We start from the raw sequence: 15,374 nt of genomic DNA, 5'->3' as shown, positions 1-15,374 counted from the left end.
AGGTATGGGTTGGGTTGAGTGGAAAACTGGGGGCCGACGTTGCATTGGTTCGCAGCTGTCATCGACTCGCGGCCGAAGTGCGGGCAACCTTGCTTCAGCGATCGCGCGGCGCGGTTTCTTCGGGCGGCGCGACCGGCGGAGTGACCGGCAGGCGGGGCTCGAAGGGGTAGAACGTCTGCGCGGCGCGGTCGGTCGAATAGTCGGCATTGAACGCGCCGCTGCCGGAGGAATACTGCGGCAGCACCGCGCGCGGCCACGGCCGGGCTGCCGGGGCGTTGATCTGTACGTTTGAGAACGGATCGTGTGCATTGCCAGCATTGGCACCAGTGCCGGCTGGTGCCCTGGCCAGAGTATTGATCACAGGCAGCGCAGCCGAAGCCACCGCCCGGTCCGGCTGGGCGTTACGCGCAGCAGCGGCATTGCGGGCAGCCTGCTGGTTGCGGGTCGCGCTGCGCCTTGCATCGTTCTGGCGGCGGGGAACGCTGGCGACCGCGACACTGGCCGCGGTGACGGTAGCGGCCGCCCGCAGCGCAGGCTCGGGCGAAGCCGTGGGAGGCGCAGCCGGCGATTGATTGGCTACCGCAGGTGCCGCCTGCGGAGGAGCCTCATCGGGAACCTGCTGGCGCACCATAAACAGCGCGATGGCCGCTACCGAAGCCGCCAGCGCACCGCCGCCCCATTTGGCCAAATTGCTGCGGAATCGTGGCGATGCCGAATTTGCGGCCGAAGGCAGCGGTTCGGCCGCTATGGCCGCAGAAATACGATCGGCGAAACCGGCGGGGGCCGGAGCCTGCGCTTGTCCGCGCAGGGCATCGCCGCACAACTGCCAGCGCTCCCAGCAGCCGGTGAGTTCGGTGTCGTGTTCCATCCGGCGCAGCAGGAAGCGCGCCTGGTCGGGCGGCAGGTCGCCGTCCATCAGGGCGGAGAGCTGCTGGAAATAATGGCTGTCTATCTTGTCGGTAGTCATGAGCGTGCACGCTCCCGGGTAGCGCTTTCGGAATCGACCAAAGGCCGAAGTTCGGCATCAATGGCCTCACGGGCACGGAAGATGCGCGAGCGCACCGTGCCGATGGGGCAATCCATCTTCTGCGCGATTTCTTCGTAGCTCATTCCTTCCACTTCGCGCAGGGTGATGGCGGTACGCAGTTCCTCAGGCAAGGCATCCACCGCCTTCATCACCGTGCGCTCCAGTTCCTGGCGCATCAATTCCCGTTCCGGAGTATCGGTGTCGCGCAAGCGGCTGCCGGTGTCGTACTGCTCGGCATCGCTGGCGTCGACGTCGTCGGTCGGCGGGCGGCGGTTATGGGCGACTAGATGGTTCTTGGCTGTATTCACTGCGATCCGATGTAACCACGTGTAGAACTGCGCATCGCCGCGGAAATTCCCCATTGCACGATAAGCGCGCATGAAGGTGTCCTGGGCGACGTCCTGGCACTCGCTCCAGTCATGGATGTAGCGTCCGATCAGGGCGACTATCCGGTGCTGGTACTTGCGCACCAGCAGATCGAATGCCGCGCTGTCGCCACGCTGGACACGCCTGACAAGCTCGAGGTCCAACTCCTGTGGTGGAGCGCTGTCCTTTGGGGTTTGTGTATCCACATCGGCCATGCCGGGCCGCACTCCTGTCGGCTCGGCTGATGACCGAGCACTGTGACCGCTATTGCGGAAAAAAGTTCAGAAGCCCACTTAAACGGCTTCCTTATCAAGGATTTAACCTCAAACGCCAAGTCCATGCCCATGCCGCCGGTCATGTCCCTTTCTATCAGTGGGGATTTGACGTGGGTTAAACAACCTCGGGATGATAGTCGTCTTACCCATACGCGAACGGATGGTTTGATCATGGCAGCAAGCTTCGATGGGCTCCGATTCAGTCACTGGCAGACGGAGTCGCGCGAGGACGGCATCGTTGTGCTCAGCCTTGATCGCCAGGGCGCACCGGTCAATGCGCTGTCGCAGGATGTGCTGATCGAACTGGGCGACCTGATCGAACGCATCGCCATCGATCCGCCCAAGGGCGTGGTGATCCGTTCGCTCAAACCTGCCGGCTTCATCGCCGGCGCGGACTTGAAGGAATTCCAGGACTTCGACCGCAAAGGCACGGTCAACGATGCGATCCGTCGCGGCCAGGCCGTGTTCCAAAAACTGGCGGAACTGCCCTGTCCCACGGTTTCGGCCATCCATGGCCACTGCATGGGCGGCGGCACCGAAATTTCGCTGGCTTGCCGCTATCGCGTCGCTTCAAGCGATCAGTCCACCCGCATCGGCCTGCCGGAAGTGATGCTGGGCATCTTTCCGGGCTGGGGAGGCAGTGCGCGGCTGCCGCGGCTGATCGGCGCGCCGGCGGCGATGGACCTGATGCTGACCGGACGCACGGTGTCCGCGCCGGCGGCACGAGCCATGGGGCTGGTCGATAAGGTGGTGGAACCGGCTCTGTTGCTGGATGCGGCCGTCGCCATGGCGCAGAAAGGGACCGTTCGCCCGTTCAAGCAGCGCTTCCTGGGATGGATCAGCAACACCTGGCTGGCGCGGCAGATCCTGGCGCCGCAGATGGCCAAGCAGGTCGCCCGCAAGGCGCGCAAGGAACACTACCCCGCTCCGTACGCATTGATCGATACCTGGAAGCGCAGCGGCGGCGGCAGTATCCAGGCCCGCCTGGACGCGGAACGGCGCAGCGTGGTCAAGCTGGCCAGCACGCCGACCGCGCGCAACCTGGTGCGGATCTTCTTCCTGCAGGAGCGCCTGAAAAGCCAGGGCGGCAAGGATCATGGGATCAAGCACGTGCACGTGGTCGGCGCAGGGGTGATGGGTGGAGACATCGCGGCGTGGTCGGCCTACAAAGGCTTCGAAGTCACCCTGCAGGATCGCGAGCAGCGCTTCATCGACGTCGCACTGACCCGGGCCACCGATTTGTTCAACAAGAAGGTGAAGGACGATGCGAAGCGTCCTGCGGTGGTGGCGCGGCTGAAAAGCGATCTGGCCGGCGCGGGAGTAGCCGATGCGGATCTGGTGATCGAAGCGATCATCGAAAACCCGGAGGCCAAGCGCGATCTGTACCAGAGCATCGAACCGCGCCTCAAAGCCGACGCGCTGCTGACCACCAACACCTCCTCCATTCCGCTGACCGAGCTGCGCGAGCATATCCAGCGCCCTGCGCAGTTCGCCGGCCTGCACTACTTCAATCCGGTCGCGCAGATGCCTTTGGTGGAGATCATCCGCCACGACGGCATGGCTCCGGAAACCGAAAAACGCCTGGCCGCTTTCTGCAAGGCGATCGACAAACTGGCCGTGCCGGTAGCCGGCACGCCGGGCTTCCTGGTCAACCGCGTGCTGTTCCCTTACATGCTGGAGGCGGTGACCGCCTATTCCGAAGGCGTCCCGGGCCCTGTAATCGACAAGGCCGCAGTGAAGTTCGGCATGCCGATGGGACCGATCGAACTGATCGATACGGTGGGATTGGATGTGGCTTCCGGCGTGGGCAAGGAACTTGCTCCTTTCCTTGGCCTGCCGATCCCCGCCGCGCTGTCCACGCCGCCTGAGCCGGGCAAGCGCGGCAAGAAGGACGGCCAGGGACTCTACAAATGGGAAAACGGCAAGGCGGTGAAGCCGGAAGTGGCCAAGGACTATCAGGCGCCTTCCGATCTGGAGGACCGTCTGGTGTTGCCGCTGCTCAACGAGGCGGTCGCCTGCCTGCACGACGGTGTGGTCAGCGATTCCGACCTGCTGGATGCGGGCGTGATTTTCGGCACCGGCTTCGCCCCGTTCCGCGGCGGCCCCATCGAGTACATCAAGGCCACCGGCGCCGACGCGCTGGTCGAGAAGCTCAAGGTACTGCAGGGCCGGTACGGCGATCGTTTCGCGCCGCGGCCAGGCTGGGATTCGTCGGCGCTGCGCGGTCCGGTCGTCTGATTATGTTATGCGAGCGCCGATTGCGGCGCTTCGCTTTTATAATTCCAATCCCACTGGACGGATCTTCCGCATGTTCAATCTCAGCGCCCCAACCACGGGCATGTTCTTCCTTTCCCTGTTGTTTGGCGGTATCGGTGTGGCCGCAAGGCTCGGCTACATTCCGGCGCTGGCCGGGTATGCGTTCTGGATTCTGTGTGCGGGCCTGGTGACGTTATTGCTCGGGAATCTGTTCAAAGGACTCTAGCGCGCTGTCAAACGCGCCAGACTCTGAGAACGAGGGCCTGCGCAGCGATTTTCGCTCTGCTCAGCCTGGTCGGCGCCGTATCAAGTGCGGGACGGGCTCTACGCGGCCGACGCGTGATTGGATTCAATTACCGCGCGTCGGGGACGTAGCCCCGACCTACCGCCTACAAAAAAGCCCGGCGATGCCGGGCTTTTTCATCGAAGCAGACGAGGCCCTACATCGTATGGGTGGGCTTGTCCGCGTTGAGCGTGCCGGCCAGCAGCGTTTCGATCTTGCTCTTTATCGCTTCGCCTTCGCTGGTATCGGCGAACTGCACGCCGATGCCGGCCGTGCGGGCGCCCTGCGCACCTACCGGAGTCACCCAGATGACCTTGCCGGCGACCGGCAGGCGTTCGCTGGAATCGGGGAGCGTAAGCAACAGGAACACTTCATCGCCGAGGAAGTAACGCTTCGGCGTGGGCACGAAGATGCCGCCGTTCTTCACGTATGGGATATAGGCGTTGTAGAGCTGCGCCTTGTCCTTGACCGCCAGGGAAAGGATGCCCTGCCGTCCACCGCCTGCCACTGCATTCATCCGCGTTCTCCTTTGGCTGCCCTGGCGCGGTCCGAACCGCGCCAAGCCAAGAGCAAATCAATCATCGCAAGGTCGCCGCGCACCGTGGTCCGCAACAGGTCGCGCGTACGGTTGGCGGCATCGAACCATGTCGCCAGCTTGTGCAATCGGGCCGGATCGGTCAAGCCGGCCTCCCCGGCCTGCGCCAGCACCAGGTCCGCGGCGTGGCTCAAGCGCAGTTCCGCCTGCTCGTCGGAAGACCAGCGCTGGGCCGTTTCGATGACTCCTATCTCGCCGCGCTCGAGCTTTTCCAAGTCGCTCGCCACGGCCTTGCGCAGGACCAGGCCGCCTTCACGCAGCCAGTGGTCGGCCAGGCCGGGATGGCCGCGCGCCGCCCCCAGCGCCTCTTCCGCACTCGTGCTGGAGTGCCCTTGGGCGACCAGCCAGGTCAGTGCTTCCTCATGCGGCGGCAACTTGAATTCCAACCGCTGGCAGCGGCTGCGGATGGTCGCCGGCAAGCGCGCGGGCTGCGCGCTGATCAGCCACAGGTATCGGCCCTCGGCGGGCTCCTCCAAGGTCTTCAACAACGCGTTGCAAGCGGCGCGGTTGATCGCATCGGCCGGGTCCACGATAGCCACCTGCGCCACGCCGTACTGCGGTGTCAGCGAAAGTTTCTGCGACAGTTCGCGCATCTGATCGATCACGATTTCCGTGCGCAGCTTGCTGCCGTCCTTGGTTGGAACGAACGACACCACATGCAGGTCAGGATGGGTGCCCGCGGAAATCAACTGCGCGCTGCGCGCCTGAGTGGCGGCTTCGCCGCCTCCCAGCACATACCGCGCCAGGCGGTCGGCTACCGCTCGCTTGCCCAGGCCTTCGGGTCCGCAGATCAGCAATCCGTGGCCCAGGCGGCCCGATTCCAGTGCAGCCAGCGCATGGTCGTAGGCCCGCTGCTGCCAGGGAGAAAACTTGTCGCTCATGCCGGATTGTCCAGCCATCGCGCGACCGCGGTGGCAACCGCTTCAGCCACTTCTGCGGGCGAGCGGCTGGCATCGATCACCCGGAAACGTCCTGGCTCGGCCGCGGCGCGCTTGCGGAAGCCTTCGCGCACGCGTTCGAAGAAATCGTCCTGCTCGCTTTCAATGCGGTCCGGCCACAGGTCGCGTCCGTTGGCGCGTGCACGGCCTTCGCGCACATCCAGATCCAGCAGCAGGGTCAGGCCGGGCTTGAGGCCCACCACCTTGCGCTCGAGCTCTTCCACCAGCGCGCGGTCCAGGCCGCGGCCATCGGCCTGGTAGGCGTAGCTGGAATCGGTGAAACGGTCGCTGACCACGAACGCACCGCGCTGCAGCGCCGGGCGTATCACTTCGCGCACATGCTGGGTGCGCGAGGCGAACATCAGCAGCAGTTCGGTTTCCGGCGCCAGCGTTTCTTCCTGAGCTTGCGGGCTCAACAGCAATTCGCGGATGCGCTCGGCCAGCGGCGTGCCGCCGGGCTCGCGGCTCAGCACCACTTCATGGCCACGCGACTGCAGCAGTTCGCGGATCGCGACCAAGGCACTGGTCTTGCCCGCGCCCTCGCCGCCTTCCAGGCTGATCAATCGCGGATGCTTCAACAAGGCTTCGGTCATTGCAGGGGTTCTTCTTCGGGCAGCGGCGGGCGGCGCAGCTGCTGCAGGTATCGGGCGACGGCGGCGTTGTGCTCGCCCAGCGTGGCGGTGAAGACGTGGCTGCCGCTGCCGTTGCCCAGGGCGACGAAGAACAGCGCATCGCCTGGCGCTGGATTCACTGCCGCGCGCAAGGCATCAAGACCCGGCATGGCGATCGGCGTCGGGGTCAGGCCAGTGCGGGTATAGGTGTTGTAGGGCGTATCGGTAAGCAAGTCGCGGCGGCGGATGTTGCCGTCGTAGCCACTGCCGATGCCGTAGATCACGGTGGGATCGGTCTGCAGCTTCATGCCCAGCTTCAGCCGGCGCGCGAACACGCCGGCGATCTGCGGGCGCTCGGAGGCCAGTCCGGTTTCCTTCTCGATGATCGAAGCCAGGATCAGCGCCTCCTCGGGCGACTTCAGCGGCAAGTCGCTGGCGCGCGTTTTCCAGACTTCGGCCAGGGCCTTGTCCATGGCGTCGTAGGCCCGCTTGAGCACGTCCGCATCGCTATCGCCGCGCGAATACACGTAGGTTTCCGGCAGGAAGCGGCCTTCGGGGTGCTGGCCCGGATGGCCCAGCAATTTCATCAGGGCAGCATCGTCGAGCTGGTTGGTCTCATGCAGCAGCGGGGTGGCGGCATTGATCGCCGCACGCAGCTGGCGGATGTTCCAGCCTTCGACAATCGTGATGCGGTAGTTGATGACCTTGCCGTTGCGCATGTTGAGCAACAGCGTGCTCGGGGTGATGCCGGGATCCAGCGCGTATTCGCCGACCTTCAGGCTGCCTGCCACATCCAGGTGCCGCGCCAGCGCGCGCCATTCCAAGTCGTTGCCTTGCTGCACGCCCGCAGCGCGCAGTTTGCGCAGGACGCTGGGGAACGAGTCGCCGGAAACGACCGTAACGCTGTCGCCGGCTTGCAATCCAGCGATGGGCCGGTCGCTGAAGCCGGCGTAGCGCTGCCACAGCCAGGCACCGCCTGCCGCGGCGACAGCCAGCAGCAGGAATAAAGCGATGAGAACGACACGGCAGCCGCGTTTGGATCCTGGGGACACGATTTCCTCGATTTCTGGCGTGCGCGGGATTGATTCTGGAGTATGTGGCGCAGGATACCTTGCCTGCCAATCCCGTAGGAGCTGCGTAAGCTGCGACCGCAGCAACGGCCCGAGAGGGATGATTGCCACCTGCGGCAATGTTTACGGTCGCAGCTTACGCAGCTCCTACAAGGGGCCCAGGGCCTTCAGCACGCCGCGGGCTTTGGCGCGGGTTTCGTCCAACTCCCGCTCCGGCACCGAATCGGCCACGATCCCCGCCCCGGTGCGGAATACGACCTCGGTGCCACCCTCCGCGGCGGGGGATATCTCCGCGCTGCGGATCAGGATATTCAGATCCAGGTCGCCGTCGCGGTTGAGCCAGCCGAACGCGCCGGTATAGGCGCCGCGCGCCGTGCCTTCCAGCTCGGCGATGATCTGCATACAGCGCACCTTGGGGCAACCGGTGATGGTGCCGCCCGGGAAGGTGGCGCGGATCACTTCGCCCGGCGTGGTATCGCGGCGCAGGCGTCCACGCACGTTGCTGACGATGTGGTGCACGTGAGCATAGCTTTCCACCGTCATCAGCTCGTCCACCTGCACGCTGCCCGGCTCGCAGACGCGGCCCAGGTCGTTGCGCTCCAGGTCGATCAGCATCACGTGCTCGGCGCGTTCTTTCGGATGCCCCACCAGCTCGCGGATGCGTTCGGCATCGTCGTCGCCTTCGAAGCGCGGCCGAGTGCCGGCGATGGGACGCGTTTCGACCACGTCTCCGCGGATCGAGACCAGGCGTTCCGGCGATGAGCTGGCCACGGCCCAGTCGCCTGCCGCGAACAATCCGGCGAAAGGAGCGGGATTGGCGGTGCGCAGGCGCGCATAGAGCGCCGCGGGGTCGAGCGGTTGGTCGAAGCGCGCACGCCATGCCCGCGACAGGTTGACCTGGAAGATGTCGCCGGCGGCGAGGTATTGGAGGATGCGCTGCACTCCTTCCAGGAAGCGCCGCGGCTCGTCTTCGGCGATACCGCTGGGGCCTCGCCATGCGGGCATCGCGGGCAGGTCTCGCGAAGCGGAGACATCGGCGGCAATGAGGTCCAGCAACTCGGTGGCGCCGATTTCGGCCAGAGCCACGCATTCGCCGCTGGCGCGATCGCGCAGGATCGCGGCCGGGCAACGCAGCGCCAATGCGACCGGAATAGCGGCATCGCCTTTCGGCAACGCAAGCACCGGCTCTATCTGGCCGGCCAGTTCGTAATTCAGCAATAGCGCCCAGCCGCCACGAAACGGCCAGCGCGGCTCTTCGCGTGGAATCCGGTTGGCATGCCAGTCGCCGTCGAGCGCGGCGAGGAAATCGCCCTCTATCGGCCGCCCATCGAGCTTGCTGGTCCGGCCCTGCGCGTCCAGCCGCAGACCGCTGCCATCGGCGACCAGCAGCAGATCCCAGCGCCCCTGCGCGGTGCCCGAGGCGACCGATTCGAGCAGCATCGGATAGCGTGCGGGCGCCAGCCGATGCAGGGCGAGCAGATCGGTGTCGGGAGGTAGTGCGCGGGATTCGATCACATTTCGCTCGTCATTCCCGCGAAGGCGGGAACCCAGTGACTTTCGCTCTCAAAGCATGACAGCAACAGCCAAGTCGCTGGGTTCCCGCCTTCGCGGGAATGACGAGCAATAATCAAATCCGCTTGAAAACCAGCGTACCGTTAGTGCCGCCGAAACCGAACCCATTCGACATCGCCACATCGATCTTCTTCTCGCGCGCCACGTTGGGCACGTAATCCAGATCGCAACCCTCGCCCGGGTTTTCCAGGTTGATGGTCGGAGGAATGATGCCGTGGTCGATCGCCAGCACAGAGAAGATCGCTTCCACACCGCCAGCGGCGCCGAGCAGATGTCCGGTCATCGACTTGGTGGAGCTGACCATGGTCTTGTAGGCGTGGTCGCCGAACGCGCGCTTCATCGCCAGGGTCTCGGCCAGGTCGCCCAACGGCGTGGAAGTGCCGTGCGCGTTGAGGTATTCGACCTGGTCTGGATTGATCCTGGCGTCCTTCATCGCCATGGCCATGCAGCGCGCCGGGCCTTCGCCGTTTTCGCTGGGGGCGGTCATGTGGAAGGCATCGGAGCTGGCGCCGAAGCCGGCCAGTTCGCAGTAAATGCGCGCGCCGCGCGCCTTGGCGTGTTCGTACTCTTCGATGACCAGGATGCCGGCGCCGTCGCCCAGCACGAAGCCGTCGCGGTCGCGGTCCCACGGACGGGAGGCGGCGGCGGGGTCGTCGTTGCGCGTGGACATGGCCTTCATGGAACAGAACCCGCCCACCGAAGTCGGCGAAGAACCGCGCTCAGCGCCGCCGGCGATCATCACGTCGGCATCGCCGTACTGGATCATGCGCATGGCCATGCCGATGGAATGGTTGGAAGTGGCGCAGGCCGAAACCGCCGAGAAGCTCGGACCCTTGATGCCCTTCATGATGCTCAACTGCCCCGGCAGCATGTTGATGATGGTGCTGGGGATGTAGAACGGGGAAATCTTGCGCGGGCCGCCCTCGATGTACTTGGCGGTCTGCTCTTCGATGCCGAGAATGCCGCCGATGCCGGCGCCGATGATCGCGCCGATGCGTTCGGCGTTTTCCTCGGTGACTTCCAGGCCCGAATCCTCCATCGCCATCAGCGAAGCGGCGATGCCGTAATGGATGAACGCATCCATCTTCTTCACGTCTTTGGGCGACATGTAGAGGGTCGGATCGAAATTGCGGATCTCACCGGCGATGCGGGTGGTGAACAGCGATGCATCGAAGGAAGTGATCGGGCCCAGGCCCGACCTGCTGTTGACGATGGCGTCCCAGCTGCTGGCCAGATCGTTGCCCAAGGGCGAAATCATGCCCATACCCGTGACTACTACGCGACGCTGGCTCATACGGTTCCTCTGACCTTTTTCCTGCACCCTACGCTGGCGCACTGAAGCGCCACAAATGCGCGGGGCCGCATGCGCGGCCCCGGCACGACTCATCGAAACTTCGAACTCACGCCTTGACGTGGGCCTTGACGTAGTCGATGGCCTGCTGCACCGAGGTGATCTTCTCGGCGTCTTCATCCGGGATTTCGCACTCGAACTCTTCTTCCAGCGCCATCACCAGCTCGACGGTGTCGAGCGAATCGGCGCCGAGGTCATCGACGAACGATGCGCTGGTGGTGACTTCTTCTTCTTTGACGCCAAGCTGTTCTACGACGATCTTCTTGACGCGTTCTTCGATGCTGCTCATTGGTTTTGGCTCCAGACGGAGTTGAGTGAACGGGGAGTAGTTTAGTGGAAACCGGCGATCCGGTGCAGACCCCCGTAATCGCCATTTAATCAAATACTTACACGGCAAATGTGCTATGGCATGTACATGCCGCCATTCACATGCAGGGTTTCGCCGGTGATGTAGCTGGCCGACGGTCCGGCGAGGAAAGCCACCGCACGTGCGATGTCGGCCGGTTCGCCCAGGCGGCCTAGCGCGATCTGCCCGACCAGCCCCTGTTTCGCTTCCTCGGGCATGGCACGGGTCATGTCGGTGTCGATGAAGCCCGGCGCGACCACGTTGACGGTGACGCCGCGGCTGCCTATTTCCTTGGCCAGCGATTTGGAGAAAGCGATGATGCCGGCCTTGGCCGCCGCATAGTTGGCTTGCCCTGCATTGCCGGTCACGCCGATCACCGAGGCGATGTTGATGATGCGGCCTTTGCGCGCCTTCATCATCCCGCGCACGACGGCTTTGGAGGTGCGGTAGACGCTGGACAGGTTGGTATCCAGGATCGCCTGCCAGTCTTCTTCCTTCATCCGCATCAACAGGTTGTCACGGGTGATGCCGGCGTTGTTGACCAGGATGGAGACCGCGCCGAATTCCTTGCCGATTTCATCGACCAGCGCTTCCACCGCCGCCGCATCGGTGACATTCAATTCGCGGCCGTGTCCGCCGTGCGCGGCCAAGCGCGCGCCGATCGCCTGGGCTCCGGATTCGGAAGTGGCCGTACCGATCACCGTCGCGCCTTGCGCGGCGAGTTCGTCCGCGATGGCTGCGCCGATACCACGGCTGGCGCCGGTGACCAGGACGATTTCGCCCTTCAATGTTTGTGCGTCGCTCATGCCTGCTTCCATTCTTCCAATGCGGACTGGAAATCGCCGGGCGTGGCCAGCGATCTTGCTTCGAGTGATTTGTCGATGCGTTTGGCCAGGCCGGTCAGCACCTTGCCCGGCCCGCATTCGGCGATACGGGTGACGCCCTTCGCGGCCAATGCCAAGGTGCAATCGGTCCAGCGTACCGGCAAATAGAGCTGCCGCACCAGCGCATCGCGCAAGTCGTCGATGCTCTCGTGCACCTGCGCATCCACGTTCTGCACGACCGGCAACGCCGGCGCCCGCCAGGACATGCCGCGCATGGCTTCGGCGAGGCGGTTGGCGGCTTCGCGCATCAGCGGCGTATGCGAAGGCACGCTGACCGCCAGTTTGACCACCTTGCGCACGCCGCGTTCGTTCAACAGTGCGATCGCGCGATCCACCGCATCGGCATCGCCGCCGATGACGATCTGCCCGGGAGAGTTGTAGTTGGCGGGCACCACGACCTGGCTTGCCGAAGCCTGCGCGCAGACTTCGGCGACAAGATCGTCGTCGGCGCCCAGTACCGCGGCCATGGCGCCTACGCCTGCGGGCGCGGCATCCTGCATCAGTTGTCCGCGCAAGCGCACCAGATGCGCGCCATCGTGCAGCGAAAGCGCATCGGCGGCGACGAAAGCGGTGTACTCGCCAAGGCTGTGCCCCGCCAACAGCGCCGGCATGGCGCCGGCCTGCTGCCGCCAAGCGCGCCAAACGGCGATGCCGGCGGCGAGCAATGCCGGCTGGGTGTATTCGGTGCGGTTGAGCATTTCCTCAGGGCCGCCCTGGGACAGGGCCCACAGGTCTACGCCGGCGCCATCGGAGGCTTCGGCGAAAGTTTCGCGCACCACCGGATGCATTTCCGCCAACTCGGCCAGCATGGCCAGCGACTGGGAACCCTGCCCCGGAAAAACGAAGGCAAGCGATGCATTGGCAGTTTGGGATGGGGTCACTCGCGCAATCCGTTATGGCTCGGCGCGCATCATACGGGCGAACCGGCCGCACCGTCTGTACTCGCCCGTATCGTGGAGTGACCGCAGCGCGAAAAAAACCGCGCAGATCCATCACTGCATCATTACCCGCCCATTGTTCAGATAGCTGCAATCGGAAGCAACGGGAGCGAACGGCATGATCCGCAAACTGGCTTCAGGCGAGTTCCGCCTGTATTCGCGCAAACAAGATCCGGCCACCGGCAAGCGGCGCAACCTGGGCACGTTCAATACCCGTGCCGCTGCCGAAAAGCACGAGCGCGAGGTGCAGTATTTCAAGCGCCGCGCTTGAGCGTGGCGCGGGTGGGCATCAATAGCGCAGCAGCGCCGAGCCCCAGGTGAAACCGCCGCCGAAGGCCTCCAGCAACAGCAGTTGGCCGCGCTGCACGCGACCTGAGCGCACCGCTTCGTCCAGCGCCAAGGGCACCGAACCGGACGAGGTGTTGCCGTGCCTGTCGACGGTGACCACCACGCGATCCATCGGCATTTCCAGGCGCTTGGCCGTGGCTTCGATGATGCGCAGGTTGGCCTGATGCGGAATCAGCCAGTCCAGGTCGTGTTTGCTGAGACCGTTGGCCTCCAGGGTTTCATCGACCACGCCATCCAACGCCTTCACCGCGTACTTGAAGACATCGTTGCCCTTCATGTTGATGCGGGCGCCGCAGTTGGGTTCGTCGGCCTTGAAACCGACTGACACGCCGACCGGATTCCAAAGCAGTTCCTTCTTGGCCCCATCGGCATGCAGATGCGTGCTGAGAATGCCGGTTTCGCTGTCGGCCTTCAGCACAACTGCACCCGCACCATCGCCGAACAGCACGCAGGTGGTGCGTTCGGTCCAGTCGACGATGCGGCTAAGGGTTTCGGTGCCGATGACCAGTGCGGTCTTGACGTCGCCGGAACGGATGAACTTGTCGGCCACGCTGAGCGCGTAGACGAAGCCGGAACAGGCCGCGTTGACGTCCATCGCGGCGCAGCCGCTCGCGCCCAGGCGGGCCTGGATCAGGCAGGCGGTGGATGGAAAAATAAGATCGGGCGTAGTGGTGCCGACCACGATCATGTCGATCTCGGAGGCATCCACGCCAGCGGCTTCCAGCGCGCGCACGGCGGCGTAATAGCCCAGGTCGCCCGAGGTCTCGCCTTCGGCGGCGATATGGCGCTCGCGGATGCCGGTGCGGCTGCGGATCCACTCGTCGCTGGTATCGACCTGTTTGGCCAGATCGTCGTTGGTCAGCAGTTTTTCGGGCAGGTAGCTGCCTGTTCCGGCGATACGGGCATATACGCGCCCGTTCGAATCACGCTCGCTCATGCCCGCTCCTGCTGATGGCCCATGCCGGGCCGGGGACTCTTCCGCACCGATTTCAACCGACGCGCGCCGGGATGGCGCGCGAACGGATCAATCTTCGTCGGAGACGACGTCGGCCTTGGTCGCGATGACCTTCTTGCCGCGGTAGTAGCCGTCGGCGGTGACGTGGTGACGGACGTGGGTCTCGCCGCTGGTCGGATCGGTAGCCAGCTGCTTGGCGGTCAGGCTGTCGTGCGAACGACGCTGGCCACGACGGGACGGGGTGACGCGGGATTTCTGCACTGCCATGGTATTGCTCCGAACTGATTCGCTGTATTGCGTGTTTGTTGATGTTGCCGACCGCCCCGCGGGAGGTCAGTTTTTCTTCAGTGAACCCAGCGCCGCGAACGGGCTGGCTTTCGCCAATTCTTGTTCCGGAATGGGCCATTCGCGATCCACCGCGTCCGACTCCGGATCCACCGGCACTGCGGGAACCGCCAGCACCAATTCGTCCTCCACCAGATCCAGCGGCCGCAGCATGCCGTCTTCGGGCACCAGCAGCGCTTCGTAATCCGGCGGCAATGCCGCTTCGTCGGCTTCGTCCCGGATCAATCCCAGGCGTTGCACCACATGCACCGGGAGCAGGAACCGCCGCAGGCTGCGCTGGCACGCCAGCGGCAACGCCGCATCGATCCGCAACTCCGCGTAGGCCACCTTGAGCAAGGGATCGCTGTCGAACTGCAGGGCGAAATCGACTTCGCCTTCGGTATCGAACAGCAGGTCCTGCACGCGCGTCAACGAAGACAGCGGCACCCGACCTTCGAAACTCCGCCTGGCCGCAACCATGCGCCAAACATCCAAAATCTCGGGCACGTTCACGGACATAAGCCGCTGAATATTAAGGATGCCGGGCCGAGCTGTCAAACCCAGGAACACCGCCACGATCAGGTTTGCCGGTCCTGGCGGGCGCCGGCAGAATGCCCGCCCCGCTGTGAACACCCGCTCCCACTGTGAATGCGCCCATGCCGCTGATCCTGGCCTCGACCTCCCGCTACCGCCGCGAACTGCTGGAACGGCTGCGCCTGCCCTTCCATATCGCCCGGCCCGACGTGGACGAAGCGCCGCTGCCCGGGGAAACCCCGCCAGCACTGGCCCGGCGGTTGGCATGGGCCAAGGCCAAAGCCATTACCGCCCAGCATCCCGACGCCTGGATCATCGGTTCCGACCAGGTAGCCGCACTGGATGCGCAGCCATTGGGAAAACCGGGAACCCGTGAAAACGCCCTCGCCCAGCTCGGCGCGATGTCCGGGCGGGAAATCGCCTTCCATACCGCGGTCTGCCTGCTGCGGGGCGATGACCCGGCACTAGAGGCATTGGACGTCACCCGTGTGCGCTTCCGCAACCTGCAGGCCGATGAGATCGAGCGTTATGTCGATGCCGAACAGCCGCTCGACTGCGCCGGCAGCTTCAAGAGCGAAGGCCTGGGCATCGCGCTGTTCGAGCATATCGACTCCAAGGATCCTACGGCTTTGGTCGGCCTGCCCTTGATCGCGCTCTCCAGAATGCTGCGCGAGGCCGGGTTCACGCTCCCCTGAGATCCA

Annotated in this window: 18 protein-coding genes; 4 read left to right on the top strand and 14 right to left on the bottom strand. The window is 64.6% G+C overall.

What is annotated here, in order from left to right; translation table 11 throughout:
- Positions 1 to 94: 94 nt before the first annotated feature.
- Positions 95 to 967 carry a sigma-E factor negative regulatory protein gene (locus tag BLR66_RS00735; protein WP_093279732.1) on the bottom strand — a complete coding sequence of 291 codons (873 nt, stop codon included), beginning with the start codon at positions 965 to 967 and terminating at the stop codon, positions 95 to 97.
- Positions 964 to 1,608 (bottom strand): RNA polymerase sigma factor RpoE, encoded by a 645-nt coding sequence (rpoE, locus tag BLR66_RS00730; protein ID WP_093279731.1) that lies wholly within the window; start codon positions 1,606 to 1,608, stop codon positions 964 to 966. Before rpoE ends, BLR66_RS00735 begins: the two co-directional genes overlap by 4 nt.
- Positions 1,609 to 1,839: 231 nt before the next feature.
- Between rpoE and BLR66_RS00725 the strand changes: the two genes are divergently transcribed.
- Both BLR66_RS00725 and BLR66_RS19065 read left to right on the top strand, forming a co-directional pair.
- Entirely contained in the window at positions 1,840 to 3,906 is a 2,067-nt protein-coding gene (locus BLR66_RS00725) for a 3-hydroxyacyl-CoA dehydrogenase NAD-binding domain-containing protein (protein WP_093279730.1), read from the top strand.
- A gap of 70 nt (positions 3,907 to 3,976) precedes the next feature.
- Complete coding sequence (locus BLR66_RS19065) at positions 3,977 to 4,150, top strand: hypothetical protein (RefSeq protein ID WP_163840956.1); 174 nt, start codon at positions 3,977 to 3,979, stop codon at positions 4,148 to 4,150.
- Positions 4,151 to 4,364: 214 nt separating this feature from the next.
- Here BLR66_RS19065 and BLR66_RS00720 read toward each other — a convergent pair whose 3' ends face one another.
- The 9 genes from BLR66_RS00720 to fabD all read right to left on the bottom strand — a co-directional run bounded on the left by BLR66_RS00720 (position 4,365) and on the right by fabD (position 12,455).
- The gene (locus tag BLR66_RS00720) at positions 4,365 to 4,724 is read right to left on the bottom strand and encodes a PilZ domain-containing protein (protein ID WP_093279729.1); all 360 of its coding nucleotides are present in this window, start codon (positions 4,722 to 4,724) and stop codon (positions 4,365 to 4,367) included.
- Positions 4,721 to 5,683 carry a DNA polymerase III subunit delta' gene (locus BLR66_RS00715; RefSeq protein WP_093279728.1) on the bottom strand — a complete coding sequence of 321 codons (963 nt, stop codon included), beginning with the start codon at positions 5,681 to 5,683 and terminating at the stop codon, positions 4,721 to 4,723. The genes BLR66_RS00720 and BLR66_RS00715 overlap by 4 nt, the downstream gene beginning before the upstream one ends.
- Complete coding sequence (gene tmk, locus BLR66_RS00710; protein WP_093279727.1) at positions 5,680 to 6,333, bottom strand: dTMP kinase; 654 nt, start codon at positions 6,331 to 6,333, stop codon at positions 5,680 to 5,682. The genes BLR66_RS00715 and tmk overlap by 4 nt, the downstream gene beginning before the upstream one ends.
- Positions 6,330 to 7,403 (bottom strand): endolytic transglycosylase MltG, encoded by a 1,074-nt coding sequence (gene mltG / locus BLR66_RS00705; RefSeq protein ID WP_093279726.1) that lies wholly within the window; start codon positions 7,401 to 7,403, stop codon positions 6,330 to 6,332. The genes tmk and mltG overlap by 4 nt, the downstream gene beginning before the upstream one ends.
- Positions 7,404 to 7,568: 165 nt before the next feature.
- Positions 7,569 to 8,936, bottom strand: a complete 1,368-nt coding sequence (locus BLR66_RS00700; protein WP_093279725.1) for an aminodeoxychorismate synthase component I — start codon at positions 8,934 to 8,936, stop codon at positions 7,569 to 7,571.
- 112 nt (positions 8,937 to 9,048) lie between these two features.
- Positions 9,049 to 10,287, bottom strand: coding sequence for a beta-ketoacyl-ACP synthase II (fabF, locus tag BLR66_RS00695; protein WP_093279724.1), 1,239 nt, complete (start codon positions 10,285 to 10,287; stop codon positions 9,049 to 9,051).
- 106 nt (positions 10,288 to 10,393) lie between these two features.
- A complete protein-coding gene (acpP, locus tag BLR66_RS00690) occupies positions 10,394 to 10,633 on the bottom strand; it encodes an acyl carrier protein (protein ID WP_093279723.1) in 240 nt (79 codons plus the stop codon).
- Positions 10,634 to 10,746: 113 nt separating this feature from the next.
- Positions 10,747 to 11,496 (bottom strand): 3-oxoacyl-ACP reductase FabG, encoded by a 750-nt coding sequence (gene fabG / locus BLR66_RS00685; protein ID WP_093279722.1) that lies wholly within the window; start codon positions 11,494 to 11,496, stop codon positions 10,747 to 10,749.
- Positions 11,493 to 12,455 (bottom strand): ACP S-malonyltransferase, encoded by a 963-nt coding sequence (gene fabD, locus BLR66_RS00680; protein WP_255402257.1) that lies wholly within the window; start codon positions 12,453 to 12,455, stop codon positions 11,493 to 11,495. The genes fabG and fabD overlap by 4 nt, the downstream gene beginning before the upstream one ends.
- Before the next feature lie 175 nt (positions 12,456 to 12,630).
- Between fabD and BLR66_RS00675 the strand changes: the two genes are divergently transcribed.
- The gene (locus BLR66_RS00675; protein ID WP_093279721.1) at positions 12,631 to 12,783 is read left to right on the top strand and encodes a hypothetical protein; all 153 of its coding nucleotides are present in this window, start codon (positions 12,631 to 12,633) and stop codon (positions 12,781 to 12,783) included.
- An 18-nt stretch (positions 12,784 to 12,801) separates the two neighbouring features.
- On the opposite strand, the gene BLR66_RS00670 is transcribed toward BLR66_RS00675, so the two are convergent.
- The 3 genes from BLR66_RS00670 to BLR66_RS00660 all read right to left on the bottom strand — a co-directional run bounded on the left by BLR66_RS00670 (position 12,802) and on the right by BLR66_RS00660 (position 14,658).
- Positions 12,802 to 13,797, bottom strand: a complete 996-nt coding sequence (locus BLR66_RS00670; RefSeq protein ID WP_093279720.1) for a beta-ketoacyl-ACP synthase III — start codon at positions 13,795 to 13,797, stop codon at positions 12,802 to 12,804.
- An 87-nt stretch (positions 13,798 to 13,884) separates the two neighbouring features.
- Positions 13,885 to 14,082: a 50S ribosomal protein L32 gene (gene rpmF / locus BLR66_RS00665; RefSeq protein ID WP_093279719.1), complete on the bottom strand. Its 198-nt coding sequence runs from the start codon at positions 14,080 to 14,082 to the stop codon at positions 13,885 to 13,887.
- Between the two features lie 66 nt (positions 14,083 to 14,148).
- Entirely contained in the window at positions 14,149 to 14,658 is a 510-nt protein-coding gene (locus BLR66_RS00660; RefSeq protein ID WP_093279718.1) for a YceD family protein, read from the bottom strand.
- Between the two features lie 137 nt (positions 14,659 to 14,795).
- Here BLR66_RS00660 and BLR66_RS00655 point away from each other — a divergent pair, with 137 nt between their 5' ends.
- The gene (locus BLR66_RS00655; RefSeq protein ID WP_093279717.1) at positions 14,796 to 15,368 is read left to right on the top strand and encodes a Maf family protein; all 573 of its coding nucleotides are present in this window, start codon (positions 14,796 to 14,798) and stop codon (positions 15,366 to 15,368) included.
- Positions 15,369 to 15,374: the final 6 nt, after the last annotated feature.

It is taken from the genome of Pseudoxanthomonas sp. CF125 (assembly GCF_900104085.1).
GTDB lineage: Bacteria > Pseudomonadota > Gammaproteobacteria > Xanthomonadales > Xanthomonadaceae > Pseudoxanthomonas_A.
This window is presented reverse-complemented; position numbering and strand designations above follow the sequence as displayed.

What these genes read in the sequence shown, in the direction of transcription:
- BLR66_RS00715 (WP_093279728.1), bottom strand. Translation starts at nt 5,683, where the DNA reads ATGAGCGACAAGTTTTCTCCCTGGCAGCAGCGGGCCTACGACCATGCG.
- rpoE (WP_093279731.1), bottom strand. Translation starts at nt 1,608, where the DNA reads ATGGCCGATGTGGATACACAAACCCCAAAGGACAGCGCTCCACCACAG.
- tmk (WP_093279727.1), bottom strand. Translation starts at nt 6,333, where the DNA reads ATGACCGAAGCCTTGTTGAAGCATCCGCGATTGATCAGCCTGGAAGGC.
- BLR66_RS00670 (WP_093279720.1), bottom strand. Translation starts at nt 13,797, where the DNA reads ATGAGCGAGCGTGATTCGAACGGGCGCGTATATGCCCGTATCGCCGGA.
- fabF (WP_093279724.1), bottom strand. Translation starts at nt 10,287, where the DNA reads ATGAGCCAGCGTCGCGTAGTAGTCACGGGTATGGGCATGATTTCGCCC.
- BLR66_RS00720 (WP_093279729.1), bottom strand. Translation starts at nt 4,724, where the DNA reads ATGAATGCAGTGGCAGGCGGTGGACGGCAGGGCATCCTTTCCCTGGCG.
- BLR66_RS00655 (WP_093279717.1), top strand. Translation starts at nt 14,796, where the DNA reads ATGCCGCTGATCCTGGCCTCGACCTCCCGCTACCGCCGCGAACTGCTG.
- BLR66_RS00660 (WP_093279718.1), bottom strand. Translation starts at nt 14,658, where the DNA reads ATGTCCGTGAACGTGCCCGAGATTTTGGATGTTTGGCGCATGGTTGCG.
- BLR66_RS19065 (WP_163840956.1), top strand. Translation starts at nt 3,977, where the DNA reads ATGTTCAATCTCAGCGCCCCAACCACGGGCATGTTCTTCCTTTCCCTG.
- BLR66_RS00675 (WP_093279721.1), top strand. Translation starts at nt 12,631, where the DNA reads ATGATCCGCAAACTGGCTTCAGGCGAGTTCCGCCTGTATTCGCGCAAA.
- acpP (WP_093279723.1), bottom strand. Translation starts at nt 10,633, where the DNA reads ATGAGCAGCATCGAAGAACGCGTCAAGAAGATCGTCGTAGAACAGCTT.
- fabG (WP_093279722.1), bottom strand. Translation starts at nt 11,496, where the DNA reads ATGAGCGACGCACAAACATTGAAGGGCGAAATCGTCCTGGTCACCGGC.
- BLR66_RS00735 (WP_093279732.1), bottom strand. Translation starts at nt 967, where the DNA reads ATGACTACCGACAAGATAGACAGCCATTATTTCCAGCAGCTCTCCGCC.
- BLR66_RS00725 (WP_093279730.1), top strand. Translation starts at nt 1,840, where the DNA reads ATGGCAGCAAGCTTCGATGGGCTCCGATTCAGTCACTGGCAGACGGAG.
- rpmF (WP_093279719.1), bottom strand. Translation starts at nt 14,082, where the DNA reads ATGGCAGTGCAGAAATCCCGCGTCACCCCGTCCCGTCGTGGCCAGCGT.